The 26,526-nt window shown below is 32.3% G+C and carries 27 protein-coding genes; 26 read left to right on the top strand and 1 reads right to left on the bottom strand.

The genetic code is table 11. The features are described 5' to 3' along the window. Positions 1–27 precede the first annotated feature (27 nt). From BG262_RS05585 to radC, 22 genes are all read left to right on the top strand, one after another. Complete coding sequence (locus BG262_RS05585) at positions 28–3,717, top strand: hypothetical protein (protein WP_070787891.1); 3,690 nt, start codon at positions 28–30, stop codon at positions 3,715–3,717. After that, positions 3,714–4,784 (top strand): hypothetical protein, encoded by a 1,071-nt coding sequence (locus BG262_RS05590; protein ID WP_070787892.1) that lies wholly within the window; start codon positions 3,714–3,716, stop codon positions 4,782–4,784. The genes BG262_RS05585 and BG262_RS05590 overlap by 4 nt, the downstream gene beginning before the upstream one ends. Next, positions 4,781–5,779, top strand: a complete 999-nt coding sequence (locus tag BG262_RS05595; protein WP_070787893.1) for a peptidoglycan DD-metalloendopeptidase family protein — start codon at positions 4,781–4,783, stop codon at positions 5,777–5,779. The genes BG262_RS05590 and BG262_RS05595 overlap by 4 nt, the downstream gene beginning before the upstream one ends. An 11-nt stretch (positions 5,780–5,790) precedes the next feature. After that, positions 5,791–8,025: a hypothetical protein gene (locus BG262_RS05600; RefSeq protein ID WP_070787894.1), complete on the top strand. Its 2,235-nt coding sequence runs from the start codon at positions 5,791–5,793 to the stop codon at positions 8,023–8,025. Further along, a complete protein-coding gene (locus BG262_RS05605; RefSeq protein WP_070787895.1) occupies positions 7,997–8,491 on the top strand; it encodes a hypothetical protein in 495 nt (164 codons plus the stop codon). The genes BG262_RS05600 and BG262_RS05605 overlap by 29 nt, the downstream gene beginning before the upstream one ends. Positions 8,492–8,493: 2 nt before the next feature. After that, positions 8,494–8,670: a hypothetical protein gene (locus tag BG262_RS10760; RefSeq protein WP_158006650.1), complete on the top strand. Its 177-nt coding sequence runs from the start codon at positions 8,494–8,496 to the stop codon at positions 8,668–8,670. Beyond that, positions 8,663–9,166 (top strand): hypothetical protein, encoded by a 504-nt coding sequence (locus tag BG262_RS05610; protein ID WP_070787896.1) that lies wholly within the window; start codon positions 8,663–8,665, stop codon positions 9,164–9,166. Before BG262_RS10760 ends, BG262_RS05610 begins: the two co-directional genes overlap by 8 nt. Continuing rightward, positions 9,163–10,749 carry a pyocin knob domain-containing protein gene (locus BG262_RS05615; protein WP_070787897.1) on the top strand — a complete coding sequence of 529 codons (1,587 nt, stop codon included), beginning with the start codon at positions 9,163–9,165 and terminating at the stop codon, positions 10,747–10,749. The genes BG262_RS05610 and BG262_RS05615 overlap by 4 nt, the downstream gene beginning before the upstream one ends. 10 nt (positions 10,750–10,759) lie before the next feature. Then, positions 10,760–11,677, top strand: a complete 918-nt coding sequence (locus BG262_RS05620) for a hypothetical protein (RefSeq protein ID WP_070787898.1) — start codon at positions 10,760–10,762, stop codon at positions 11,675–11,677. A 12-nt stretch (positions 11,678–11,689) separates the two neighbouring features. Beyond that, positions 11,690–12,070: a hypothetical protein gene (locus tag BG262_RS05625; protein WP_070787899.1), complete on the top strand. Its 381-nt coding sequence runs from the start codon at positions 11,690–11,692 to the stop codon at positions 12,068–12,070. A 12-nt stretch (positions 12,071–12,082) separates the two neighbouring features. Beyond that, the gene (locus BG262_RS05630) at positions 12,083–12,424 is read left to right on the top strand and encodes a hypothetical protein (protein WP_070787900.1); all 342 of its coding nucleotides are present in this window, start codon (positions 12,083–12,085) and stop codon (positions 12,422–12,424) included. Then, positions 12,417–12,686, top strand: coding sequence for a hypothetical protein (locus BG262_RS05635; protein ID WP_070787901.1), 270 nt, complete (start codon positions 12,417–12,419; stop codon positions 12,684–12,686). The genes BG262_RS05630 and BG262_RS05635 overlap by 8 nt, the downstream gene beginning before the upstream one ends. Further along, on the top strand, positions 12,673–13,413 hold the full coding sequence (locus BG262_RS05640; protein WP_070787902.1) for a peptidoglycan amidohydrolase family protein: 741 nt from the start codon (positions 12,673–12,675) through the stop codon (positions 13,411–13,413). Before BG262_RS05635 ends, BG262_RS05640 begins: the two co-directional genes overlap by 14 nt. 12 nt (positions 13,414–13,425) lie before the next feature. After that, positions 13,426–14,367, top strand: a complete 942-nt coding sequence (locus BG262_RS05645) for a hypothetical protein (RefSeq protein WP_083312914.1) — start codon at positions 13,426–13,428, stop codon at positions 14,365–14,367. A 9-nt stretch (positions 14,368–14,376) separates the two neighbouring features. Next, on the top strand, positions 14,377–15,225 hold the full coding sequence (locus BG262_RS05650; RefSeq protein ID WP_070787903.1) for a hypothetical protein: 849 nt from the start codon (positions 14,377–14,379) through the stop codon (positions 15,223–15,225). 107 nt (positions 15,226–15,332) lie between these two features. Then, positions 15,333–16,061 (top strand): hypothetical protein, encoded by a 729-nt coding sequence (locus BG262_RS05655; protein WP_070787904.1) that lies wholly within the window; start codon positions 15,333–15,335, stop codon positions 16,059–16,061. A gap of 114 nt (positions 16,062–16,175) precedes the next feature. After that, entirely contained in the window at positions 16,176–16,307 is a 132-nt protein-coding gene (locus tag BG262_RS10955) for a hypothetical protein (protein ID WP_267886989.1), read from the top strand. 171 nt (positions 16,308–16,478) lie between these two features. Further along, positions 16,479–16,661 (top strand): hypothetical protein, encoded by a 183-nt coding sequence (locus tag BG262_RS05660; RefSeq protein ID WP_070787905.1) that lies wholly within the window; start codon positions 16,479–16,481, stop codon positions 16,659–16,661. A gap of 76 nt (positions 16,662–16,737) precedes the next feature. Continuing rightward, positions 16,738–17,094: a hypothetical protein gene (locus BG262_RS05665; protein ID WP_070787906.1), complete on the top strand. Its 357-nt coding sequence runs from the start codon at positions 16,738–16,740 to the stop codon at positions 17,092–17,094. Between the two features lie 61 nt (positions 17,095–17,155). Continuing rightward, positions 17,156–17,332 carry a hypothetical protein gene (locus BG262_RS10765; RefSeq protein ID WP_158006651.1) on the top strand — a complete coding sequence of 59 codons (177 nt, stop codon included), beginning with the start codon at positions 17,156–17,158 and terminating at the stop codon, positions 17,330–17,332. A 432-nt stretch (positions 17,333–17,764) separates the two neighbouring features. Next, the gene (locus tag BG262_RS05670; protein WP_070787907.1) at positions 17,765–19,543 is read left to right on the top strand and encodes a putative glycosyltransferase family protein; all 1,779 of its coding nucleotides are present in this window, start codon (positions 17,765–17,767) and stop codon (positions 19,541–19,543) included. Positions 19,544–19,601: 58 nt separating this feature from the next. After that, the gene (radC, locus tag BG262_RS05675; protein ID WP_070787908.1) at positions 19,602–20,279 is read left to right on the top strand and encodes a RadC family protein; all 678 of its coding nucleotides are present in this window, start codon (positions 19,602–19,604) and stop codon (positions 20,277–20,279) included. Between the two features lie 37 nt (positions 20,280–20,316). Here the strand turns inward: radC and BG262_RS05680 are convergent, their stop codons facing one another. Then, complete coding sequence (locus BG262_RS05680) at positions 20,317–20,967, bottom strand: redox-sensing transcriptional repressor Rex (RefSeq protein WP_070787909.1); 651 nt, start codon at positions 20,965–20,967, stop codon at positions 20,317–20,319. Positions 20,968–21,180: 213 nt separating this feature from the next. Between BG262_RS05680 and BG262_RS05685 the strand changes: the two genes are divergently transcribed. The 4 genes from BG262_RS05685 to BG262_RS05700 all read left to right on the top strand — a co-directional run bounded on the left by BG262_RS05685 (position 21,181) and on the right by BG262_RS05700 (position 26,430). Continuing rightward, positions 21,181–23,091 (top strand): ABC-F family ATP-binding cassette domain-containing protein, encoded by a 1,911-nt coding sequence (locus BG262_RS05685; RefSeq protein ID WP_070787910.1) that lies wholly within the window; start codon positions 21,181–21,183, stop codon positions 23,089–23,091. After that, complete coding sequence (locus BG262_RS05690; protein ID WP_070787911.1) at positions 23,088–24,083, top strand: GNAT family N-acetyltransferase; 996 nt, start codon at positions 23,088–23,090, stop codon at positions 24,081–24,083. The genes BG262_RS05685 and BG262_RS05690 overlap by 4 nt, the downstream gene beginning before the upstream one ends. Positions 24,084–24,206: 123 nt before the next feature. Further along, the gene (locus BG262_RS05695; RefSeq protein ID WP_070787912.1) at positions 24,207–25,079 is read left to right on the top strand and encodes an MORN repeat-containing protein; all 873 of its coding nucleotides are present in this window, start codon (positions 24,207–24,209) and stop codon (positions 25,077–25,079) included. A 31-nt stretch (positions 25,080–25,110) separates the two neighbouring features. Then, positions 25,111–26,430 (top strand): LCP family protein, encoded by a 1,320-nt coding sequence (locus BG262_RS05700; RefSeq protein ID WP_070787913.1) that lies wholly within the window; start codon positions 25,111–25,113, stop codon positions 26,428–26,430. Positions 26,431–26,526: the final 96 nt, after the last annotated feature.

The raw sequence follows: 26,526 nt of genomic DNA on the forward strand, positions 1-26,526 counted from the left end.
TTATCTTTTTAAAGAAAGGAGGTATTGATGGCAGCAAGTGGAATTGGTCAATTTTCAATTAATGTTAAATCAAATTTAAAAGATTTCTACGGAACTCTTTACAAAACAAGTCAGACTATGGATGAGTTGACTAAGAAAAAACATCAATTGCAAATTGATAGCAAGAAGCTCGATGAATTAAGAGATAAGTCTCAAAGAATCGCTGCCGAAATGCGAGATTTAAGACAACAAAAGACTGAAATTCGAATCGGTATTAAAGATACTAAAATTGCTCAAAAAGAAATTGAAAAAATTGATATTAAAATCTCTAAACTTAGAGATGAAAAAAATAGTATTAATCTAGACCCTTCAAAAGTCAAAGATGCATCTAAGCAAGTCGGGATGATTGATAAAGAATTGAATGCTTTATCTAATAAAAGACATAGCATTTTGATGAATACTGTAAATATTGATGAGGCTCAGAAGAAATTGAATGAGCTTGATAAAAGTATCGCTAGTAAAAATGGTGAGAAGTTAAAGATTGAAGCAGATATACAACCAATTCGTACCGCAAATGCTGAATTATATAAAGTTGACCAAGAAATCGACAGAATAAATAATTCAAAGGTTAAGGTTGATTTTGGTAGTATGGCTAGTGGTTTAGATGCTATTTCAGGCAAAATAATGGAAGTTACTAAGGCTTTAGCTGGTATTGCTTCAGCAGGAGCAGCAGCGACTGCATCTTTTCTGAAGGATAGTGTTAATGCTGCTAGTGATCTTGAACAAAATACTGGTGGAGTTGAAAAACTTTTTGGAGCTTCATCTCAAAAGGTTCTTGAAGATTCAAAAAAAGCCTATAAAGAGGCTGGAATAAGTCAGAATGAGTATTTAGAACAATCAACAACTTTCTCTGCTAGTTTAATTAAAGCGTTCGAAAACGGTTCAACTGAAACAATTGATAGCAAAGGTGAAAAAGAAGCTTTAAAAAAGAAAAAAGCAGATATTGAGAAAGAAATTAAAGAACTCAATAATAAAGGAACTCAACTAAATATCGATTCCGAACCAAAGTATATTTATAAAAATGGGAAAAAGAAAAAAGTTGATGATACTGATAAAAAGGCTACTTTAAAAGACTATAAGCAACAAGCTTTAGATTTAAAGAAACAAAAAGAACAAATAGATGAGCAAATAAATAACTTGCCTGGTAAATCAACTAAAACGACAGGCAAACTTTCAAAAGAGGATGCTCAAAGTGAAGCGGCCAAATATGCTAATCAAGCGATAATTGACATGTCAGACAATGCGAATGTTTTTGGAACTAATATGTCTGAAATTCAAAATGCTTATAATGGATTTGCGAAGAATAATTTTACAATGCTAGATAATTTAAAGTTAGGATTTGCAGGATCACAAGAAGGTGCAATAGAGCTTGTAAATGCATATGGTGGTTTAGACCACGAAGTTACTAGCATAGGGCAAGTTACGATGCCTTTGATGATAGAGTCTATTCATAATGCACAAGAAGCTATGAAAATTACAGGCACAACTGCTAAAGAAGCTGCCGAAACATACGAAGGCTCTATGAAGATGATGAAGTCTGCGTGGCAAGATTTCTTAGCTACTGGGGATGCAAGTAAGCTTTTGGATGCTATTCCAACTTATTTGACAAATCTAGATAAAAAATTAGAAGAGTTAACTCCTAAAATTATTGAAAGTTTTAAAAAATTAGCTAAAGAATTACCTGAAAAGATAAAACCTATTTTAGAAAAAATGGGAAGTGCATTAAAAGAGATTTTGGACAGTGTGCTAGGTGAAGGTTTTACAGATAATTTTGTAAATGGCATGAAGCCTTTTTTTAATGGAATAAAATGGCTGTTTGACGTAGGTAGCAAGACCTTTGGTAGTGGAGACAAGAATTTTGCATGGATAGGGACTGCTATACCTGCTTTGCTCAAGTTGGTTATTGGTCTAAAAGTTGTTAGTGGTATATTGAAAACTTTAAATTTCTTAGGGAATTTCAAAATGCCTGGTATTGGCAGTCTATTTTCTAGCTTTGGTAAGGATAAAGAAGGTGGTATTGGATCAGTAGGCAAAATTGATTTAGGAATGCTTAAAAAAGTTGGTACAGGTTTATTAGTTATAGCTGGGATCGCTGGAACAATTTGGATAGTAGCGAAAGCATTCCAAGAAGTCGCAAACATTGATGGAGACTTTGGAAGTATTGCAGGTAAAATTGGTGCTATGACGCTCGGTATTATTGCCATTGGTGGGTTAGCACTAGTTGTTGGAGCAATAATGTCGACTGGTATCGGAACAGGCATTCTTATTGCTGGCTTGCTTGGTATATTAGGTATCGTAGGCACTATTTGGCTAGTTGGTAAAGCTTTTAGTTCTTTAGTGAATATGAATCTTGATAAAGAATCAATTAAGACAGCTATAATTGCTATCACAGATTCGCTCGATGTATTGCGAGATAGTTTCACTGGTTACGGATTAGGAGAATTCTTTGATGACATAAAACATATGATAAGCAACTTTATGGACTCGTTGATAATCGATCAATTGATTGGCATCGGAAATAACTTACAAAAACTGGCTGAATTACAACTTGATTCTGCATCTATAAAGTCGACAATTATTGCAATTACTGATTCGTTGGATATTATGCATGCAGGATTTACAGGATATGACTTTAATTCATTCTTTGAAGACGTCGCAAACCTAATTAGCAATTTCATGGATGCTAAATTATTAGATCAAATAATGTCCATGGGTGAAGAATTAGCTAAATTGCAAGAACTAGAACTAGACAGTAAAGCTATCTCTTCTACATTCAATGCAATAAATACTGCTATAGAATCAATGGGTAGTGATGACGAAAGCATTTGGGATAAGCTAGGTAGTTTATTTGGAGGGAAACTTGATGAAGGAAATTACGGAGAACTAGCTGAAAGCTTTGCTAAGTTAAACGAGATTGCAGTAAGCTTACAAGCTATTCAATCTGCCAATCTAGATGAAAAAGAGCTACCTGCCAAAATAAAAATACTAAAAGATGCTATTGAAAGTATCTCAACTATTAATACAACTGATATTACAAGTGACTTACAGGGTGTAAGCAATGCTTTAGATGCAATGATTCAAAAAATAAGCAAAGACTCACCGCCTAAATTCTTAGATTTAGGTAAAAAACTTGCTGATAAAGTCAACCAAGGATTCTCGCAGAACTTAAATCTTAATAATGCAATCAAAAATAGCATTATGAGAGTGGGAACAAATCAAATTGAAGATTTAGGCTCGAAATTAGCTAGAATGCTAAATAATTCATTCTCTAAGAATTTGAAGATTGGTAGTAGTATCAACAATGCGACAAAGGGTACTAAATTCAGTTTCTCAGCATCTGATGGAACTCCAAGAGCTACGATGGCAAGTGGTGGATTAGCAACAAGAGATGTAATTCTTAACGATAGTCCTGAACATCCAATGATTGCAAATGGCGAATGGGTTGTACCTAAAAAGATTGTTGACAAGTTAGGAACTGGATTTCTAACTAGATTAAATCAAGGAACAATTTCAAGAACTTTCCAAGGTCTAGGACAAAGTATTTCTAATGCTACATCAAGCATAATTAATAATAACTACTACAATAATTACAATGAAGAGAAGAATGTGAATATTTATAATGGAAATTCTATGAGTGAGCAAATGATAGATAGTAGATATGCAGGAGGCATGGTATGAAAAAGTTAGTGCAATTTAACGAATTAGTTTTTAATCATACTGCATTTGTAGCCGCTTATCCTGACTTTAAAACGGAATTTAGAACTACTAGAGAGCAGTACTCATACCGCAATGGAGATTACAGTCCAGAGTCGTGTAGAGCAAGAACAGTAAATTCAAAAACATTCGATGTAGAAATGACAATCGATAAGAGTAAATTCCCTTGTGAGGACAGGAATATCATTGAGCAATTTGTTCTCGATAATCTTTATAAAACTGGAAGGCTTTGGGCTATACAAGGTGATTTATTGATGTGGTCACTTGCCAAAGTTGATTCGATATCCGAAAAATTTAATGAAAAGCCAAATCATATAACTTATGTAGCTACCTTTTACCTACAAGAGGGTATTTGGCATATCGCTGAGCCAACGGCGACATACTTTAATGATTATCATACATGTGAAGTTACAGACTGCTATGAAGCTTTAAATAGGCCTCTATGCGATTGTTCAATGTGCAATATTGGATTAGCTCCTAGAAAGTTTTGCCCCCCATGCCGTGGTCAAAGATTATGCGATATACCAAAAGACCAACTGATCTCAATAATTGGAAATTGTGGGGATACGAAGAAAATATCATATTCTTGTCATTGCCAAGAACCTACTGCAGTTGCTAAATCAGCATATAATGACTCAACGGCAGTCTTATCTTTTAATTCTGGAACAATGTATCCTACTGATGATGTAGTCATTGAGATTAATGGAGAATTCACGGATTTAGTTATTGATTTCAATGGGCAAAAGTCAAAAATCGAAGGTAATTACAAAGGCAAGACATTTATTAATAGCGGAGTAGTTGAAAATAACTGCAAAGCTATCGATATTGATAAGTTTTACAGTATTTGTTCAACAGATTGTAGCCCAGTCGATAGTTGCGATGGTAATCCATTGGCTATAAATGTAAAAGAAAAAATTCATGGCATGGTTAAATGGTCTTTACCAAAAGGAACGTCTAATATTCTATTTTATGGATTTGCTGAAGATGATATTCAAGAAGTGAAGATTTATGTGGGAGGTATAGCAGTTTGATAGATATTGATACTGTAGTTTCAAATATGAAAATGTTGCAAGGTAAAGGAGTTAAATACGGAATATCAGATAGCCGTGACGGAAGCGGAATGACTGCTGATAACTCCGGTGCGATTTATGGTTCATTAATTAAAGCAGGAGCTAACTTGAAGATTGGAGACTGCAATAAACTATTTGATGACTTGCTTGATTTAGGATTTGCTCAAAGCGATTCTAAGCCTTCATATGGAACTATTTTTATACTTGGGATAAAAGTTCAAGCCAATGGTTTAGCAGGTCAGACAGGCGTATTTTTAGACGAAAACAATGTTATTACAATGGACTATGAAGAAGGTAAGATGATTGTAGATGATATTGAAAACATCAAAAAAAAATACGGTTATCCACCAGTCACAAATTTTGATTTAGTTAAGTATAGTACATATGCTGATGAAACTTCTAAAGATGAAGAAGAAACTCCAAAAACTGACAATATGGGAGAGATTGAGCAATACTCTTACATCGGTAATAAACTTTGCTTCAAAGGTTGGCATTATGTAGTCAATAATGAGAAACCAGTTGACCCAACACCCGACCCTAATCCAAACCCTGGTGATGAAACATGGAGAAGTCCCGTGCATCTACCTGTCACTGTCACTCAAGAGTGGGACCAAGAAGGGTGGGGAACACCTGGGGAAGTTCACGGAGGAATTGATTTAGCTAGCGAAAGCCAGCCTATTTATGCAGCAAGAGCTGGTAAAGTTTACAGAGCAGCAACTGGGAACATAGAAGGTAATTATGTGATAGTTCAACATTCTGACAATTATTGGACGTATTATGGACACTTAATGTCTTTATTTGTGAAAGCTGGGGACGATGTTACTACTAATTCTGCACTTGGACCGATGGGACAAACAGGATTAGCAGATGGTGTGCATCTTCATTTCGAAGTTCGAGTTGGTACAACTTGGGAAAATGCACAACGTATTAACCCTCGTGATGTTATTAAGTTCTAGAAAGGAAATTTATGCCAAGTTACAAAAAATATTCGGTAGATGAATATACAGCATTTCTGAAACAACCATTTTCTAAGAATTTTGGAATGAGTGAGGAGCAAGTTGCTGACTGGTTTATGAATGAAGCTGGGTCTTATCAAATCAGAAAAAGTTATGGAGTTACTAAAGCTAATCTGTTAAGTACCTACATTCCTCGTTTAAAACAAGCTTTTGACGGTGGATATTTTGTCTTTCTAGCTATTGCTGCCGGAGAAGGTGGTGGAGCAGGAAATTGGATAAACCATTTTAGTTCTGATACGAGTGTCGGTGGACTAAATTGTATGAATGATGATATTGCATACATTCAAGGATTATCTAAAGCAAACGAACCTGCAATGGAAGCGCCAGAAGTCGCTGGAAGATACGTAGAAGATGTTGCAGGAACAACTCAAAGAGTTTACGATATTGTGCCAAATAAATCTATTGGTGCTTACTTCATTCCGTCTACAATGGCTGGTAATTCTTGGTCATTCGGAGAAAAATGGTCGCTAGCTCACCAAGGACCACGACCACCAGCAGTTTATTTTGGAAATCCATACGACAAAATAATTGATGTAATTAAAGAGGCAGGAGCTGACCCTTTTGATGGAACGGGTACAACTCCTAATCCATCCGATCCAAAACCACCAATCAAGAAATGTACTCAAACAGAAAGAATTCAAATATTCGATGCTGAGACAGATAAACTACTCAAAGAAGTATTTGTAGATTCTAAAGAAACTAGATATGACTTAAAAGATAAATATACTGATCTAAAGGGAATTGAAAGTTCAGGTTTCGATATTTGTATAGATTTTGAGTATACAAAACCTTTTTATGTAAAATTCCATAGAGTCATGGAAGATTGTAGCGAAGGAGATTTAAACTTACAGCAAATATTCTTCCCGCATTCATATTCAAGAGAAAATAAAGGCGTTGATTATTGTAGTGATTTCTGTGGCGTATCTATTGTTTTAGGAAAAGGGAAAAGTCAAAGATACTATAAAGGCGAACTACTTGGAGGCGTAAGTTGGACATTGAAGCCAAATAACGTTCCGTCATGCACGATTAAAATTCCTTCGTTTTATCAGCATGAATTCGAATATCATGACGATATTAAAATTATCATTAACGATAAAATGTTCGATGGAATTATTATTGATATAGATGCTAGTGAAGATAATCAGACATCCAATGTAAAAATAGATCATAAAATTGCTGAGTGGGAATATAGGCAAATCCCTAATAACTATTTCGTAAGTGAAATAAGCCCTTATGAACTTATGAAGCAATCACCTTTTGTTTATTCTGCAGAATGGTACATTGATAGTAATGTCAATGATTATCAAGAAAAAATATGGGATTATAATTTTCCTAAAATGAGCCATTTATCTGCACTAAATAAGGCAGTCGAATTGACATGGTATAACTGGTGGCGAGTAGGAACTCGTTACGAAAGGTATCTTGAAATCGGAGAATTTGGTGAGAAGAAAAATTATGTATTTTCAAAATATGGCAATTCAAAATACCATATTCCGATTTTAAGCGATGTTAAGATTACTCAATCTGCGGCCAATGTTTATAATGTAGCAACAGTATTCAATGATAAATCAGATGATAGTGTTGATGGTTTAAGTCTTAAATGGGCCTATCTAGAACAACAAAAACTAGGATATCCGATTGAAGAAGGATTTCCAATTGTTATTCTTGATCCAGTAAAAAAAGATAAAGAAACTTGGCAAAACATATCAAATATTGCCGCAGATACTACATTAGAATTTGCAGTACTTAACGAAAAAAGTATCATTGAAGAGCATGGTGTTCTAATAGAAAAAGCAGTCAGTATCAGCGATATTTCACAGTATTTTGTATATAAAGGTGACGATACAGTACCAGAAGAAATTCAAAAAAGTGCCTCAATTCAAGCTTATAAGAGAATAATCAGTTCTATGAAACAAAAAGGAAAAAGATTATCAATTAATCAATTTAAAGTGGGTAAACTTCCATGCAACATAAATGTCATGGATAAGGTATGGTTTGACCACAATAATGTTATTTGTATTGAAGAAGATTGCAGATCTAAAAGTAACTGGACTTCAAGGAAGTCTGGTTGGTTTTATATTACTCAAATTGATACTACCTTTGATCAAAATCTAGTTGAGACAAATACTATTACATTGAGTAAGGAGGTGTATAAAGATGGCGATTTCTATACAAACAACAAGTAAGAAGTTAATTGACTCTGTGATATCTATAATTGATAATGAGCGTGAATCTAAGAGGCGTAGTAAGGTAGTTTCGTCATCAATTGATATTCAGTTCAAAGAGCTATTAAAAGACCGTAATAAGGTTTATACAGGCTACAGCATACCGAAGAATATATTAACTATTCTAAAGTATGCTTTTAGTTTGCATTTCAGAAGTGATGTAGATATCAGTGAACTAAGAATCATATTTGCAGATATTGATATTACTGATGCCTTGAAAATTGAATATGAAGATAAGTTTGAGATGATGAATGGATATTTACCAGCTAATGTTGATTTTGAAGTTCTTGATATCCTTGATTATCTATATCCGTGGCAAAAGTCAGCAATCATCTCTTCTGGTCGAAAAGAATTCGAAATAAGAGGTATCGATGATATTGATTGTGACTTTAGTCTGAACATAATTTATAAGAAATTCGAGGAATAATTATGAAAGATACTACAAAACTTGAAAAGCATCTAGTAGAACATCCAAAAGATGCACAGGCACAAATCTCATTATTGAAAATAAAGTCAGATAATATATTCAATAAAATCGAATTAAATACAAAAAAGAAGCAAGAAAGACTTCAAGCAATTCAAAGAAAGAGGAGAAAAAGTGAGTAAACCAGTTAATTATTTAGCACAAACAGGAGCTTTAGAGGATTTGGTTTGGTCTATCATGAATGATGCTGAAACTGAAGCACATTATGATAGATTAATTCAGTCATTTAAGCGTGATTTAAAAGCTACTCCTGATGAACAAGAACAAGAATATCATGCAAATGAAATATCAAAGGCAGAACAATATAAGCAGTCAGTAAGACAAGCGAGGTATTCGAAAACAAATATTGCATTAGCTCTAGCGAATAAAGTAGCAGGAGTAAAAGCAAAAGATAAATATTCATGTATATTCAAGCATCAATTATTATCAATGGCAGAAATGCGTGATAGCCTAGCAGTTATTGATGATGATAATTTACTTGTAGTTGCTGAAGAAGCTTACGACTTGACTGTAACTAATGCAAGTATTTCAATTGCTGAATTTCTTGGCCTTGAAGTTGAATCTTGTATGGCTTGCTTATTCGAGAAAAATAAAATAGAAAAGGCGGTAACTGAATGAAAATTTTAACATGCCCTGACAATTGTAAAATGGTTATTGAAGACCATAAACATGTCAGCAAAGATGAATCAGTAATAATAACAGGAAACGATACTCTTGAAGTCAACTTCGAGGTTAGCAAAGAAATTCAAGACCAAATTGAAAGCAATAAAGCGGCTTCTAAAAAGAATTCTGATGATATTGATAAAATCAGAGATAAAGTTGGGAAAAATACAATTGATATCATTGATTTAACTGAGCAAACGAATAAAAATACTGAGGATTTAACTGTGCTCAATAGCCGCTTTGCTCACAAAGTACGTTTTGAAGATAATGGGGACGGAACTTACAAGACCATTTACGATGATAAGGTTCTTTATGCTTCAACTCCTTACGATGATAATGAAGCAGGAGTTCCTATACAAGAATATCTAAATAAAGACTATCCAAGCAGTGAAGTTGGTACTGATGGGACAATCTATCTGCAACCTCTTATCAGAGATATTGATGGTGTCAAAACTATTGTTCAGTTCATAGCTACTAAAGATAAAGTTACTATTGAGAAAAATGATAGTATGCCAATTGACTTATTGAATAGAATTGGAGAACTCGAAAAAAGCGATAATATTCAAAATCAAAGTATTGAAAAGCTTGAAATAGACTTCTTGAATCATCTTAAGCAAAAAGCTTGGACAATCCTTACTGGAAATGTAGACCTCAATAAGATTACAAAAGACGGTAAATATTTTTTACAAACAAATGCTACCAAGCTAAATGCTCCTCGTTCTGGGTGGGCGTACTTATATGTATCAAATCCAATGGGAGATAGTAGTAGGATTCTTCAAGAATATTTCTATGATATCGCTAATGATAATTACAGTCGTGTATATCGTAAAGAGCAAGACAAGTGGACCGACTGGAGTAAAACTGTAAATACACCTTTGCCAACACCAATTGAATATGCAGATCAAATACGTTTTGAAAAATCAGCAGAAGATACTTATAAAGTTATCGTAAATGGTAAAAATGTTTCTGAAAATGCTACCTTAACTAATGCAACTAATCCTCAAAAGAGTTTTGAAGGCTATTTGAATGCTGACATACCTGCGATTAATTTTGAAGGCAGTTACATTGCTTCATCAAATGAAATTAACGGCGTAACACAAATTATGTATATTTTGTCATCGAATAGTATATTTTTTGTTAATTCAAACTTTGTTGGTGCAGTTGTAAGCACTAATGGCTCTTTGAACGTGACTACTTCGCCACTCGGAATAGTTGATTTGAAAGTAAATCCTAGTAGCTTACCACATCCAACTGCTCATTCAGCTAGGGTAGTGTTAGTATCAACTGGAAAATATGATATTTATTATGATGGTGTAAAAACTTTTAGTGGAGTAACCGGTACTTCTAAAAATTTATACTATATGAGTGCTAATACTCTAGGTCAAGATATGCCAGCATTTAAGCAAAATGATGGAACGATCATTATCAGTCCTGTTATGTATTCAACTTCTGGTGTTCTCGGTGGAGATTATATAGCTTCGTGGACTATCAATAACACAAGCATTACAGAGAAGTATGCGAAAATGACATTGATTTAAAGGAGACAAAATGAGAATTGTACAATGCCCAGGCACGGGTGAAAAGATAGTCGTAGAAGAAGTTTGCAACTGTACAGAAGTAAAAATTGATAGTCCAAATAAATCAGTAGATATAAAAAAAGATGACAAAGGTTATCATCTTGAAGTTGAAAAAGGTTCTTTAGATAAAGTTGTAAGACCAGCTGAATATAATACAAATCCAATTAAATACTATAAAGAAGGTAGAGATAGCTTCACAGGCGAAGGTGCATTCTTACCTTGGTACGACTATACAGGAAATGTTCCAGAAGATGTCATTTTAGTTAATGATATTAAAACAAGAATAGGCTCTGCTGATAGTTTAGGTAATGGAGTTGAAGGGACACCAGGAGATGATTTAATTAGGTTAAATCAGAAGACTAGTAAAAGCAATACTATTTCTTATGACACTTCAAGGCCATTTTATTTATGGGCTATTGAACAATTTGAAACTTTATTTGCTGTAAAAAATGGAATCGTTACTCATGTTGGGAAAAAAGCTAGATGGATTGGCAATAATGAAGATGAAGCAACTGGTAAAGTCCAAATCAACTGGACTAGAGTTAGCGAAGATGATTCTAAAATAAGGAACTTTAGATTTACTGATGTTGTTTGGGGAAGTGAAGGAGATGGTGCAATAGCATTTACGGCTACTATATTATTAAATGACGAAACTATTAATGATGGTATATATCAAGCAGAAGTTAATTATAGCGGGATTACAAAAGAACAAGCTAAAGATTTTGTTAATTCAAACAGTCAAATGGGTTCTGTATTTGAAATAACATTGTCATATCCAATATATGATTATCATATAAATAGTTATTTAGCGGCAGTAGAACGTTATTCTGCAAATTCACTAATTATTAGACAAACTAAAATTTTAAATATTAGTTTAATTGGAAATTAAAGGAGAAAAAATATGCACTCGTTAGAAATAGAATTTTATTTAGGCAAGAAGAAAAAAGAATTGGAAAAAGTTAATTATGTCCTTGACACATTTCCTACTTTTAGAAAGTATCAAACTAAAATTTTAGGAGAGAAAAATCTAAATAAAATGGAGCAGGCTTATAAAGATGAAAAGGTTAAACTAGAGTCTGAAATCGCTCAGCTTGAAGAAGATTTAGCAGAAGCACGCAAGCGTGAAGAACTTGAAGATGCAAAAGAATCTCAAATCATTAAGATTAATGAATCTAGTCTATCTGATAAGGATAAAGAAAAGTACATTAAACTAGTTCAAGAATCAAAAGATATAACTTTGTTACAAAAAATAATTGATGTTTTACTTAAATTGATTGGTTAGAAAGAAGGGAAGATGGAGTTTTGGAATAAAATACTAGAAGTAAATAGTTTAGTTTTGATGTTAGGGTTTGGAGGCATTGGAGCAGGATTTAAGTGGGTAATCAGTCAAATTAAAGCTTTGAAATCCAAGTTTAAGAATCTTGAATATGCAAATGTTGCAATCTTGCATGATAAGATTTACAGTCGATGCAATGAAGCTTTGCGAGACGGATGGATATCAGTTGATGATTTAGAAAACCTTGAATATCTTTGGAAAGGATATAAGAATTTGGGAGGTAATGGTACTGGCGAGACTATTTATAAAAAAGTTCTTGCTTTACCTAATCTGCCTATTAAAGGAGTAGAAAATGGATAAAATTATTGCAGTTGTACCTGTAATTGGCACATTGGTCTTTGCAGTTACAAGTTTGATTAAAAAAGAATTACCTAACAATAAACACTTACCAGTCATCAATTGCGTGACTGGTATTTCTTTGGGCTTAATCTATGCATTAACAATCGTGCGTGGAGAATTCGCAATTTATGGATGGGCTGGTTTTATTGCTGGTCTAAGTGCAGGAGGCTTTTATGACTTAGGAAAGTCATACTTAGGAGGTAAAGATTATGGCAGTAGATAATAATAAAGTAGTGCAATGGTTTAGAAATCAAGTTGGTAAAATAACTTACTCGATGTATGGTAGTAGAAATGGCACTGATGGTACTGGTGATTGTTCAGGATGTGTTGTTCAAGCAATTAGAGATTCAGGAGGGAAGCCTTATGCATACTTATATAATACTGATAGTATGCACCAATACTTGCTAGACAATGGTTATAAGTTGGTTGCTGAAAATACTGAATGGAATGCAAAAGCTGGAGATGTCTATATCTTTGGGAAACGCGGACAATCTGGAGGTGCAGCAGGACATACAGGAGTTATTTCAACAAATGACCCGAATGCTAAAGAAATATCATGCGATTATTCGACTGGTGGAGCAGTAGGAAGTGCTATTCAAGAATATGTATTTGATCAATATTATGGATGGGATGGAGAACCGTATTTTTATGTTTATAGAAATGAAAACAGCACACCTACAACCCCACAAAAGCCTACAGAAAGCTCTTGGGTTAAAGAAGAGGGTATTTATACCCCTTACTCAAATGTTGTGCTTAGAAAAGGTGCTAGCACCTCTGATAGTGCTATTTCAACCATCAAAGGTGGAAACAAGATTAAGTATGATGCTTATAAAGTTGATGCTAATGGCTATGTATGGATTAGACAACCTCGAGGCAATAATTATGGCTATATAGCAACTGGAAATAGTAAAAATTGCAAACGCTCAACATGGTGGGGAACGTTTAAATAGGAGGTATCAAGTATGGGATGTAGTAGTTGTGGAAGTAGTGGAGGAAGTATCAACGGCGTGAATACAACTGGTGATTGTAGCGACAGAAAGTTAGTTGATACTGAAAAAGCAAAAAAAGTAATTCAAAACGGTAATTCAAATTTTTGTTTTTCAGAAGTAGATGATGATATTTGCAAGTCGTTAGCGAACAACGAAGGAATTAATCCAACCGAAAAAAGCAAACATTCCGATTGTGAAGATTTGAAAGCTTTAAACGATTTAGGAATGGGAGATGTACATAATTCGTTGAAATTTCTAGATATGTGTGATGTAGAAGCATGGAAGTGTTGGTTATTTAGCTTAGTTACTTGGATTTGGAATATCAACAAAGCTATGATTTGTGCTATTTGTGGTTTATGGGATGCTCTAGATAAGCAGAATTGGGAAATCAATACTAAGTATGAAATTACTGAAGAAACACCAGGAATGTCAGTAACAATTGACAGAACGACTGGAGATTTTGAGTTCAAGTATTCAGATTGGATTAAACCAAGCGACCCTACGTCTAGGATTGGGCAAGGGATTATCACAGGTACTGTAAATTTTGGTATGCGTTCTGCAGACAATGGAGCGTTCGATTGGCAGATTAGAGATGTTTTAGTTAAAAAAATTGAATATATTTCAGATGGCAAAAATGCAAATATTGATTTCGTTATACATCTGTATGTTAAAGATTCTTCTGAACAAGAAATCTATACTAAAGCACATAATTCAAATAGCAGTTTCTCAGAAAATATCAATAAAACAATAAAAATTGATAAAAAAGGTACTGTAAAAAAAGGCGAATCAAGTGGTTGGATTCAATTCTTAGAATTGTACAATGATAATTTGCAAACTTCGCTAGATGATAGAGCAAATGTAAAGATTGAATTCAAAAATAATAATAAAGGTAATCCACCAGCATATATAGAATAGGAGACAAATATGGGATGTAGTTCGTGTGGGCAAAATAATAATGTATCAACATATACATCTAATGCTAGTATAAGTGTAGCAAGTGATAATTCAGATAAAATCTCCATTGATACAAATAAGGCGTGGCAACAAATATCAAATGGAGATTCAAGTTTCTGTTTAAATGAAATAAATGAAGAAATTTGTAAAAATATCGCTGCAGATAATGGAATTCATCCGTATAAAGGGAAATCAAATAGTTCATGCGACGATATGAATGCATTGAACGATTATGGACTAGGTACTGTGATGAATGACTTAAATTCTTTAAGTCTATGCGATATAAATTCTTGGAAATGTATTTTTGTTAAATTGATTTCATGGCTTTGGAATATGAATAAAGCTATGATTTGTTTTATTTGCGGAACAATTGGTACAATAGCTTGTCAAAATAAGAAAATTGATCTAATTATTCAGTCGTTTGGAGAAAAAGGATTACCAACTCCGACAACGATTTTTGATGGTGGCTTGGACGGAGTAGCTCAGAATAGCTACTCTTTTCCAAACTATGATGATTTTGATAGCGTGGAAATTGAGTGGCGTAGTGGTTCATCAAGAGGCATTCAAAAGTTTGCTATTGAAAGTTTAAAAAGTGATAATGCTCACTTATATGTAGGTAATATGAATGATGAAATTGATGAAGACTATACTTATGAAGCATTCACCAGATTAGAAAATGGAAATGTCTTGTCAATTGATAAAATGCATACAAAAATTGATACTGAGCAAGGTAAAATTTTCAGATGGGAGAATAACGGAATATTCATATGTAAAATAATTGCGTATAAATATATAAAGCCACAAGATATAAAATGTTAAAAAGCTCTAGCTTATGCTAGGGCTTTTTTTGATGCTTAAAAATACAATTATTATATATTTTGCTAATTGTATAGTATAATAAAATAAAAAATGATAAAGGTGTAATTATGAAAAAACAAAAGAAGTTAATTGCATTAGTTGTTGTACTTTCTGTTTTTATTGTTGGAATTGGTGCATATGCTTTGAAAAGTAATAGCGATAATCATAAACAAGCTGAAAGATACAGGACTGAATTATCAAAAGAAAAAGAAAAGAATAGCCAATCATCAAGCACAACTAAGATATCTAGTTCTTCAGAAAAATCGTCAAGCTCAAGCACTACGATTTCAACTGAACAGCCTATAGAGAGTGTACCTCAGTCAACAAGTGAAGAAGCTATTCCTGAGACTACACAATCAAAAAGATTGGATGGACTAGTTGCAGATAGTAATTATATATTATCATCTGATATTTCTAATGAGTCTATTGTTATCTTTGTTTCTGATGACTTTGTTGCACTAGATGATAACACTAAGAGTGAAATAATTACTAGCGTTCTGAGTCCAGGAAATATCGTACCGGTATACATTAAGACTGGTAATGCCCTTAGTCAAACCCAAATAGGTATGTCAGACCCATTATCACCTTTGAAGATAATTTGGAAAGGTTCTGAGCCACAAAAAGCTAATCAGACTACTAATCAAAGTCCTAATAATCAAAACACAGATAATGGGCAAAGTGAATATACGAAACAAAAAAACGATGATTTAAAGAAACAATTAGACAAGAACGATAAGAAAATTAACGAAGGACTTGAAAAAATGAATAGAGAAGAATCTGAAGCTAAAGAAGAATAACCCTTAAATGGAGGGTTATTTTTTATTGGTTAAAAATTAATTAAAAATTTAACACTTTTCTCTTGACAATTATACTATTGCATAGTATAATATAAATATAGAAAGGAGTAAGAAATGAAGCGATCGGAAAGAAACAAAAAAGAAAAAGCTTCAAGAATTAAAACAGCGTTACTGATAATTAGTTTAGTTACTGGAATAATAGAACTAATCAATCAACTACTAGAATTAATCTTGAAACTTAAATGAAGCGAGGGGCGAAAGCCCCAACCTTTATTGTAGTTTATCATAGATTATTAGAAAATGAAAGGATAAACTGATGAAAAATAATAACAAACTAATAAAAGCAGTGGTTATAGTGTGGGTATTAGTTATAATTTTAATGTTAATAAATAAATTCATTTAATTGGAGGTATAAGTATGGCACAACCACAAACTGAAGCAAACAAAAAATGGCAAGAAAAAAATAAGGAAAGAACAAGATATTTGAACGAGCGTTCTCGTACTCGTGGATTTATCAGAAATAAAGCAACTATTGAAGATTTAAAAGAACTGCAAGAGCTAATCAACGAGCAATTAGACAAAAATGTGAAAGCAGACTAATTATCTGCTTTTTTATCGTTGCAAATACGCTTTAAATCGTATATAATGCTTCTATTATCATTAAGAGGTGTAATTTATGGTTGACCGTTCATATAGTAAGTTCCCAGAAATACGTGATTACCGCGATAGAGGAATGAAAAAGTGGCAAGGATTCTTCATATCAGAGCATAATACTGCAATGAAGCAAGATAAATTAAAAGTAAATCCTGACGAGTTTATTCAAGCTGAAGAAGATGAAATAATGCTATTGCTTAATCAAGCGTTCTTAAATGAACTACAAATAAAATTAGTTATAAGAAAATCTGATGATGACATTGAAATTTTCATAGGAAAAGTAATTGAAGTAACTATGAATAGAATTATCTATTTTAAGACAAGTGAGATGCAAAAGATTTCAATTGATAAGATTATAAGTATTGAAGAAGTTGATTAATTTCAACTTTTTTTGATATATTCTTTCTTATTTTTCGTATATGAATTTAGGAGGAAGTAAAATGAATGAAATGTATGGAATTTTTAAAGATAATGAACTAGTTAAATCATTTGAAAGCATTTATGAAGTAGCTGATTACATTGAAGAAAATATTGGTTCAGATGAGTTTACTAAAAATTATAAACTGATGTGCGTGGCAGAAAGTAATGGGGAAATATTATTTGTTGGTAAGTTTTGAAAACAGTAATAAACATAAATACGCATATATAATAGAAGAAAGATGAAAATATTATAATAAAATAGGTAGCGAAAAGGTAGCAAAAAATGTGTAAAACTGTACAGAAACGTGCATTTTGCATATAAATAAGCATGTATATAAATGTTGAAAACTGTCTATTTTAAAGGAATTACAGTAATAATAAGATGAAAACATTCTTAATAATAAAAGGATGCAGTTAAATAATTTCTTTACAAAAGCCCTACAACCGCAAGGTTCGTAAGGCTTTTTAATTTGTATTTTTGAGAAAAGGGGCAAAAAACTAGTATAGAATAGAGTATATTTTCAATATGCGATAATGATAAAATTTGAATTATTTACATAAATTTAGTAGACTAATTAATTAGTAGATTTATTTACAATTTTTAGTCTAATAAAGGAGATTCATATTGAATGTCATCTTTTTATAATAAGAGATATTTTTCAGAGATATTTTCTGTATTAATAATTATCATTTTTTCAATTGCATTGCAGTTCTACCAATTAAAAACTCAGTCAATGCAGTTGGGAATTGATTGGCTTTTTCACTATAACCGATTTTACGATACAGCAATGCAGATAAAGAATTTTGATTTCCAACCTTATATATCTATATATGGATTTCAACAATCTGGAAGAATAATAAATGTCATTTATGGGCCAGTATTTGCTTATTTAAATGGATTTTTATTAATTATTTTAGGAAGTTGGTATAAGTATCAATTATTTACAAATTTCTTAATAACATTTCTCTCGGCATCAAGTATGTATTTACTACTTAAGCGGTTTGCTATAAGAACTAGTATCTCTCTTCCGTTATCATTGATGTATTCTAGCTTGTATATCGTTCAAGCATGGGCTATCAAAGAATATTTTAACAGTTGGGGAAGCTTTATTATTCCGATTGGTATAATTTCAGGCATACAATTACTCGAAAATAGAAAAAAAATAAATATCTTTTTATTGACTTTCGTCATTTCAGTTGCTGTTCAAGTTCATATGTTGACAGCATTATTATTAGTAATTTTATTCGCAATATTTTTTATTATTGCACTGTTTATAAGAGAAGATCGCCTTGATATGTTTAAAAGAGTTGTCATTTCAGCACTTTTTACTATACTATTAACAGCAAATGTCTGGTATCCACTAATTGATTTGTATAGCAAAAATAATTTACTTAGACCATTTGTGAATATGGACATGTCATCTGATGCGGTAGGATTGCAATTTGAAAACTTGCTTTCAGCAGGACAAACAGTTAGTTTTTTACCTATGTCATTGTTACTTCTTTTTGGATTACAGCTTCTTTTAGTGGTATTTAATAAAATAAAAAGTACAATACCACGATTGCTTACTATTATATCCTTTATTTTATTAATTCTATCTTCTAAAATTATAGACTGGACTGGCTTGGCTGAGAGAGTCCCTTTCGTGACTATAATTCAGTTTCCATGGAGGTTGCTAACCCCAGCAGTTTGTTTACTTATGCTTGCATTTGCTTTTACATGGGAAAATACACTCAGTGAGGGGCTAAATGGTAAAAAAAACCTCAAAAAAATTTCAATGCCCATAATTTTAACGCTACTGTTGATAGGAAGTACGGGTCCTTCACTTGCTTTATCAAGACAAGCAAGTGATATTTGGTCTAGTGATCGAGTAGTACAATCAAAGAATAAAACAACTTTTTCAACCACTGATCCAGATGAGCTTAGAGCGAGTTTTGATTCTACCTCAGATTTGTATGCTCCGTTTGAATTAATGAATAAGAGTACACCAGACTATCTACCGTTAAAATACGCATCATTGATGGATGAGGATGATTTTTATTCTTACAAAGAGTATGAGAATGTGGCGATTTCAAATCCATTATTAAAAGTCGTAGAAAAGGAACAGAAGGATGGGAAATTATTGATTTCTTTTAATAGTGATGATAAGGAAGAAGTTTTACTACCTTTCGTTGTATATAAAGATACTGTGGTCAAATATAATGGTAAAGAAGTTTATCATAAAGATTTGAATTTAAATAATATAGGTGCTCCACAATTTGAAGTAGGGAAAGAGAAAAATCAATTTGAGATATCCTATAAAGTTCCCAAACTCTACTTTGCTGCTTTATTTACTACAATATTATCATGGTTTGCATTAATTATCCTAGGATTGAAAAACATAAAAATATTTAAAAAAGGAAAATAATATTTTTCTTTTTTTTCGTATTTATAATTAATATGAATTATAAGGAGAATCTAGTATTATGTATGAGATTAAAGAAGAAAATATTGCTTTAATGCCCAGGGAGAGATTATTGATAAATGGTGCAGAATATCTGAGCGAGCAAGAACTTTTATCAATTCTTCTAAGGACAGGAACAAAAGAACTATCAGTCGGTCAGCTCTCTCTCGAAGTTTTAGAAACATTTGAGACACTAGATCTATTAAAAAAAGCAACTATAGAGGAGCTGCAGACAATAAAAGGTATTGGCAAGGCTAAAGCAATTGAAATTAAGGCAATGATCGAGTTAGGAAAAAGGGTGCAACTTTCAGCACCAAAGAAGTTCGGCTCCGTCGTGTCGAGTGAAGGGTTAGGAAATATGCTAATACATGATTTAGGTGATCTTTTGCAGGAGCATCTTGTAGCATTGTATCTTGATACTAAAAATAAAATAATTAGAAAAAAAGTCATTTTTATTGGAACTGTTAACTCATCTACTGCTAATCCAAGAGAGATATTACATTTTGCAGTAAAATATATGGCAACAAGTATCATCGTTGCACACAACCATCCTTCAGGTGATAGTAGACCAAGTAAAAATGATAAAGAGTTTACAAATAAAATAATGGAAGCTTGTGATATTATGGGTATAAATTTTTTAGATCACATAGTGGTTGGGAAAAATGGATACTATAGTTTTAGAGAAAATGATTTAATCTAAATAAAAAAGGCCAACTGGCCTGTCAAAAAATAATTTTTTAATCTTTATTCTTCATGAAGAATAGAAGTGTTTGTAATTCACTTGTTAAGTCTACTGATTGAATAACAACGTCATCAGGAACTGAAAGTCTTTGAGGAGTAAAGTTAAGAATACCCTTGATACCTGCATCCACTAATATATCAGTAGCTTCTTGTGCGTGTTGACTTTGAACAGATAAAATTGCCGTTTCAATATCATCGTTAGCAAGATTCTTTTTAATATCTGAAATATTGTAAATTGGTATATTATCATCTGTAGTTGTACCAACGAGAGGGTTTCCAGCTACATCATATGCCTGAGTAATTCTCATCTTATTTCTTTCGTGGAAACGATAATGAATAAGAGCACGACCCAAATTACCTACTCCAACTAATGCAATATTAGTTTCTTGACCGTCATTAAGTAGCTCAGAGAAGAAATCTCTTAATGTTTTTGTTTCATAACCGTAGCCACGACGTCCCAGCTCTCCAAAATAAGAAAAATCTCTACGGACTGTTGCTGAGTCAACTCCTAAATTTTCTGCGATTTGTTGAGAATTAGTACGCTCTACATTATCATTATATAATTTCTTAAATAATCGATAGTAGGCTGGCAAACGTTTTGCGGTTGCTTTTGGCAAAGCTTCATTATTTTTAGTTTTTGTTTGCATATTTTCCTCCTATAATCCTTGTAATAATAATAACAAAAGTTTGTAATTTGTTCAAACATTAGCACATATAAGATTAGTTTTTTAACAATATTACTCTCATATAATTTTATTGTGAATTTTACTTTTAGAATAGATATTTAAGCTATATTATTGTTAATAATTATTCAATATATAATGTCTTATATGTTATAATATTTTTTAAAGAGGTAAAAAATGATACTACTACAAGGAAATAATATAGAACGAAACTTTGGGGGAGATGTCCTTTTTGAAAATATAAATTTTTCAATTAGTGATAATAGTAAAATTGCACTTGTTGGGAAAAACGGTGCAGGAAAATCAACCCTGCTTAAAATAATTGCTGGTGAGGAGTCTCCTAATAAAGGGGAAATTTCTAAGGCTAAAAATTTATCAATGAGTTACTTAGCTCAAGATAGTAATTTTTCATCAGACAAAAATATTTATGATGAAATGCTATCATCATTTAATGATCTAATAAACATGGAAAAAGAACTCCGTAATATGGAATTACAAATGTCAGAGGTCAGTGGCGAAGAATTGGACTCTTTGATGTCCCGTTACGACTCTTTAACAGAAAAATTTAGATCTCTTAATGGTTTCACTTATGAATCTGATATAAGAAGTGTACTAAATGGATTTAAATTTCCAGAAGAAACATGGAGTATGCCTATTTCTAGTCTTTCAGGTGGACAAAAAACTCGTCTTGCTCTAGCTAAAATGCTAGTTGAACGTCCTGACTTATTGATTCTTGACGAACCAACCAATCACTTGGATATTGACACACTTTCTTGGTTAGAAAATTATTTGAAGAATTATCGAGGAGCATTATTAATTGTCAGTCATGATCGATATTTCTTAGATAAGGTTGTTACAGAAACGTTTGAGTTATCACGCGGTGAATTGAGCCGTTATGCTGGAAACTATTCAAGATATGTTGAATTGAGGGCTGAAAAACTTGCAAGTCAACTTAAGCAATTTGAAAAACAACAAAAAGAAATAGCTGGTCTTGAAGATTTTGTGAATAAAAATATTGCACGAGCTAGTACTACAAAACGTGCACAATCAAGACGTAAACAACTTGAAAAAATGAATGTACTTGATAAGCCTATTACTTATGAAAAATCAGTTCATTTTTCATTTGTTCCTGATAAAGAAAGTGGAAATGTAGTTTTAACAGTCGATGATGCTGCTATTGGTTATGATTCAATTATGAGTAAACCAATAGATTTTGAAGAGAGAAAATTTGATTCGATCGCTATTGTTGGTGAAAATGGTATTGGTAAAACTACACTAATTAAGTCAATAATTGGTCAAATCCCTTTTATTGAAGGAAATTCAAAATTAGGTGCAAATGTTTCTCTTGGGTATTATGACCAAGAACAAAAAGATTTAAATCCAAATAACACAGTATTAGAAGAGCTTTGGAGTGAGAACCGTTTAACTCCGGAAGCAGATATTAGGACACGTCTAGGATCATTTCTTTTTTCTGGCTCAGATGTTGAGAAAACTGTCGGAATGTTAAGTGGAGGGGAAAAAGCAAGATTACTTTTGGCTAAACTATCAATGCAAAATGATAACTTTTTGATTTTAGATGAACCAACTAACCACTTAGATATAGATAGTCGTGAGGTTTTAGAAAATGCTTTAATTGATTTCGATGGAACACTATTATTTGTAAGTCATGATAGATACTTTATTAATAAGGTGGCAAGTAAGGTACTTGAATTGAGTCATGATGGTGGGAAAATGTATCTAGGTGACTACGATTATTATATTGAGAAAAAAGCTGAGGAAGAAGCATTAAGAGAGCTTGCTGAGCAAGAAAATAATACAAAGTCTAATACTGTAATTGAAGAAAATGATTATCAGTTGCAAAAGGAATCTCAAAGACAACGTAGAAAAATAGAGCGTGAGATCGCTAGTGCTGAAGAACAAATGGAAAATAATGATTTAGAGCTTCAAAAAATAAATGACATGATGTTAATTGAAAAAGATCATGTTAAGCTAGCTGAATTGCAAAATAATCTGGATAAAATTGAAGAGAATCAGGCTCATATGCTTGAAATTTGGACAGAAAATATGGAGAAATTAGAATCACTATGAGTCAGGAAAAATTATTAGATTTAATGAAATATGCTTTTCATAAAACACCAACGGGTGGTGATGAAGCGTTTTATAAACTATTAACATTTTCAAAAGCATATACGAATGAACAAGACGGGCAATTAACAAGTGCTATTATTGATTCTCAATTTAACATTTTTTATGGGGGAAAAAATGTATCAATGTCTGGAATTGGCTATGTAGCAAGTTATCCAGAGTTTAGAGGCAAGAGTTACGTTTCTGATTTAATGCTTGAAATTTTGAAGGATAACTATAAACAAGGAACAGTATTTTCGTATTTAGCCCCTTTTTCTTATAGTTTTTACCGTAAATTTGGTTATGAGTATGTGTTTAATCAAAAAACATATGAAATACCGTTCCAGTATTTTCCTAGGGGGCTAAAGGGAAGTGGTAAGGTTGCTCGCCACAATTTTAAAGAAGCACTTCCACAAATGAACAAAATTCATAAGTTAGTTGGTGAGAATGGAAGCGTGAATCGTACACAGGATCAGTGGTCATATTATTTTGAATATAAAAGTAAACCAAACTTTGCTGTATATTATGAAAATGATCTACCAGTTGGTTATATAATTTATGAATTTTCAAGCAATAACTTTGTAATTCGTGAGCTCACTTTTTTAACTGATGAAGCTAAAGATGCACTTTATTTCTTCGTTTCAAGCCATGCAAGTGCTTTTGAAAGCGTAAAATATAAAGCATCAGAAAAAGAAATAATAGAATGGGAAATGTCTGAACCATCCCAAGCAAGAATTTCGTTAAATCCATATATGATGGCAAGAATTGTCAATATGGAGGAATTTATGAAAACATCACCTATCATTAAAGGTAGAGTAGAAATTGTAGATGAACAATTACCTGAAAATAATGGAATTTATGGAATTGGTGATGGGGAAATTAGGAAATTATCAATTGGTAAATTCACACAAGAAATGTTGAAACAAGAAAATGTGATTCTTAGAGAATATTTTTAAAAAAGATAGAACTTTGGTCTATCTTTTATTTTTGAATAATATTATGATATAATTTAAAATACTGACTAAGAAGGTTAGGATATAAAACAAAAAAATACGAGTAAGATATAAGAGATAGATGATATGAGTGATAATTTAAGAGAGAAGCTTGCTCAGATTCAAGAGGAAGCACTTAATAAACGTAGTGAAGAAGTAAATGATTCAGTAGATTGGGCAGAAATTTCATTTGAAAAAGATGATAAAGAGTTCGAATTTCAATCAATGAGCGAATCTTTTGTAGAAGACAAAAACTTAAATAATGATACTAAGGTATTAGGGCAAGATAATGTATTAGACGAAACTGATAATTATATAAACGAGCAAGATGAAGATGAGAGTTTAATTACTCAAACCGAGTCAGCAAAGAAATATATATCAAAAAATAAATCAACTAAGTTAAATTTCTATACAAATATCTTTATGGTAGTAAGTGCAGTTTTAATGGTAGCTTTTGCGGTAATATCTTTAGATGTCTTTTCTATTGGAAACTCCGCTAAAAAAATTGTAAATGATGATTTTACCTATGAGGGTAGGATTAAAAATGGAACTTATAATGGACCAGCTAAAATAACATTTAAGAACGGTAATGTATTAAATGCTAATTTCACTGGCGGAAGATTAGCTGGTAAATTTAAATTTGTTGATGCAAGTTCAAAAACAAAAGTTGATGGAGAAATTAGCAATCATATTAAGGCAGATATAATATTACCATCGAATCAAAAAATCTCTTATTCAAACGAAAAGTACAAAAGTAAATCGGAAAAATATTCATACAATGGTGCATGGGATATACATGGTTTGACTTATAAAGGCGATTTGAAATTTGTAAATGATGCTAAATATAAGGGAGAGTTTTCTCTAGGAATTCCAAATGGTCATGGAGAATATAGTGCAATTGATGGTCAAGTTTTAAAAGGAAACTTTGTAAACGGAGTACTGACTGACGAACAGAAGTAAGACTTACAATGATTAGAGGTTATAAGAAATAATGGAACAAAAATTTAAAAGACGGAAGGATTATTTAGAAAAAAATTTCAAATATCTTACTGCAAATGAAAAAATTGAGCTGGAGAGACTAAAAAGACTTGAAGCAAAAGAGCTGGAAAATCAAGGAAATAAAACTGAAGAACTCCACAAATATGATAGAAGAGGCAATGCTCAGTCAAATATTCGAAAAACTATCAGTAAATCAGAACCTAAATATGAAGAGACATCTAACATAGAAACAAATTATGATGAAGATACTTCAGTAGATGACAAGGATTTAGAAAACGAAAAGATTCCTAAAGAAAAAAAATCTAAGAAGCCAAAGAAAAAGAAATCTTTTTTACGAAGATTAAGAAATTTTTTAATTATTGTATTAGTTCTAATCATTGGATTCTTTGCTTATGGGTACTTTCGTGTAAAAAATCTTCCTACTGCAAATTTTAGCGTTGAAAAATTTAATGGTAAAAAGGCTAAGAATGGTGCAACAAATATCTTAATTCTTGGTACTGACCAACGTGACTATCAAACTACAGATGATGCTAGAAGTGACAGTATGATGATGTTACAGATTGGTGGACCTGACAAGAAAGTTAAGATTGTCAGTTTCATGCGTGATACACTTGTTGAAATACCTGGATTCAGTTACGAAGGTTATCCAGATAGCAAGTTAAATCTTGCCTATAATTTAGGTGAACAAGATAATCATAAAGGTGCTGATCTAACAAGAGAAACGATTAAAAAGAACTTTGGCATTGATGCTGAGTACTATGCAATGGTTAATTTCAGCAGTTTTGCAGAAGTAATAGATTCACTTTTCCCAGCAGGTGTAAAAATTGATGCACAATTTTCTACTGTTGACGGAGAAAAAGTTAAGCAGGTTGAAGTACCAGATGATCTTCGATATGGGCCGAATAATTTGGATCCAAAACAAACTATTAAAGTAGGGAAGCAACGTATGGATGGAAGAACACTTCTTAACTATGCACGTTTCCGCAAGGATGATGAAGGAGACTTTGGCCGTACAAAACGTCAACAACAAGTTCTTGAAGCAATAATATCTCAAGCTAAAAATCCAGCAACTCTATTCACTGGACCAAGTGCTATTGGGACAATTAAAGCTTTAACATCTACTAATGTACCAAACACTACTGTAATTACCAAAGGAATTCCAGCAATTCTTAATGCTAGTAAGGGCATAGAAAGTTATACTGTTCCGGAATTAGGTGATTGGCAAGATGTTGAAGACCAGTATGGTGGAGCAGCATTATTAGTCGATTTTGATAAATATAAAGCAAAATTAAAAGATACATTTGGTGAGTAATTATATACTTTTATCAAGTTAGATAATAACTCTAGAAAATTGAAACTTGTACATAGATGTAAAAATCTATTTGCAAGTTTTTTTTGATATAATTTT

Origin of the sequence: Floricoccus penangensis (assembly GCF_001832885.1) — a bacterium.
In the GTDB taxonomy this organism is placed as follows: Bacteria; Bacillota; Bacilli; order Lactobacillales; family Streptococcaceae; genus Floricoccus; species Floricoccus penangensis.

Coding starts and splice junctions, on each gene's coding strand:
- BG262_RS05665 (WP_070787906.1), top strand. CDS start 16,738: ATGGTTGACCGTTCATATAGTAAGTTCCCAGAAATACGTGATTACCGC.
- BG262_RS05605 (WP_070787895.1), top strand. CDS start 7,997: ATGGCGATTTCTATACAAACAACAAGTAAGAAGTTAATTGACTCTGTG.
- radC (WP_070787908.1), top strand. CDS start 19,602: ATGTATGAGATTAAAGAAGAAAATATTGCTTTAATGCCCAGGGAGAGA.
- BG262_RS05635 (WP_070787901.1), top strand. CDS start 12,417: ATGGATAAAATTATTGCAGTTGTACCTGTAATTGGCACATTGGTCTTT.
- BG262_RS05625 (WP_070787899.1), top strand. CDS start 11,690: ATGCACTCGTTAGAAATAGAATTTTATTTAGGCAAGAAGAAAAAAGAA.
- BG262_RS05660 (WP_070787905.1), top strand. CDS start 16,479: ATGGCACAACCACAAACTGAAGCAAACAAAAAATGGCAAGAAAAAAAT.
- BG262_RS05690 (WP_070787911.1), top strand. CDS start 23,088: ATGAGTCAGGAAAAATTATTAGATTTAATGAAATATGCTTTTCATAAA.
- BG262_RS05640 (WP_070787902.1), top strand. CDS start 12,673: ATGGCAGTAGATAATAATAAAGTAGTGCAATGGTTTAGAAATCAAGTT.
- BG262_RS05590 (WP_070787892.1), top strand. CDS start 3,714: ATGAAAAAGTTAGTGCAATTTAACGAATTAGTTTTTAATCATACTGCA.
- BG262_RS10765 (WP_158006651.1), top strand. CDS start 17,156: ATGAATGAAATGTATGGAATTTTTAAAGATAATGAACTAGTTAAATCA.
- BG262_RS05685 (WP_070787910.1), top strand. CDS start 21,181: ATGATACTACTACAAGGAAATAATATAGAACGAAACTTTGGGGGAGAT.
- BG262_RS05620 (WP_070787898.1), top strand. CDS start 10,760: ATGAGAATTGTACAATGCCCAGGCACGGGTGAAAAGATAGTCGTAGAA.
- BG262_RS05615 (WP_070787897.1), top strand. CDS start 9,163: ATGAAAATTTTAACATGCCCTGACAATTGTAAAATGGTTATTGAAGAC.
- BG262_RS05695 (WP_070787912.1), top strand. CDS start 24,207: ATGAGTGATAATTTAAGAGAGAAGCTTGCTCAGATTCAAGAGGAAGCA.
- BG262_RS10955 (WP_267886989.1), top strand. CDS start 16,176: ATGAAGCGATCGGAAAGAAACAAAAAAGAAAAAGCTTCAAGAATTAAA.
- BG262_RS05670 (WP_070787907.1), top strand. CDS start 17,765: ATGTCATCTTTTTATAATAAGAGATATTTTTCAGAGATATTTTCTGTA.
- BG262_RS05680 (WP_070787909.1), bottom strand. CDS start 20,967: ATGCAAACAAAAACTAAAAATAATGAAGCTTTGCCAAAAGCAACCGCA.
- BG262_RS05700 (WP_070787913.1), top strand. CDS start 25,111: ATGGAACAAAAATTTAAAAGACGGAAGGATTATTTAGAAAAAAATTTC.
- BG262_RS05585 (WP_070787891.1), top strand. CDS start 28: ATGGCAGCAAGTGGAATTGGTCAATTTTCAATTAATGTTAAATCAAAT.
- BG262_RS05655 (WP_070787904.1), top strand. CDS start 15,333: ATGAAAAAACAAAAGAAGTTAATTGCATTAGTTGTTGTACTTTCTGTT.
- BG262_RS05645 (WP_083312914.1), top strand. CDS start 13,426: ATGGGATGTAGTAGTTGTGGAAGTAGTGGAGGAAGTATCAACGGCGTG.
- BG262_RS10760 (WP_158006650.1), top strand. CDS start 8,494: ATGAAAGATACTACAAAACTTGAAAAGCATCTAGTAGAACATCCAAAA.
- BG262_RS05630 (WP_070787900.1), top strand. CDS start 12,083: ATGGAGTTTTGGAATAAAATACTAGAAGTAAATAGTTTAGTTTTGATG.
- BG262_RS05650 (WP_070787903.1), top strand. CDS start 14,377: ATGGGATGTAGTTCGTGTGGGCAAAATAATAATGTATCAACATATACA.
- BG262_RS05600 (WP_070787894.1), top strand. CDS start 5,791: ATGCCAAGTTACAAAAAATATTCGGTAGATGAATATACAGCATTTCTG.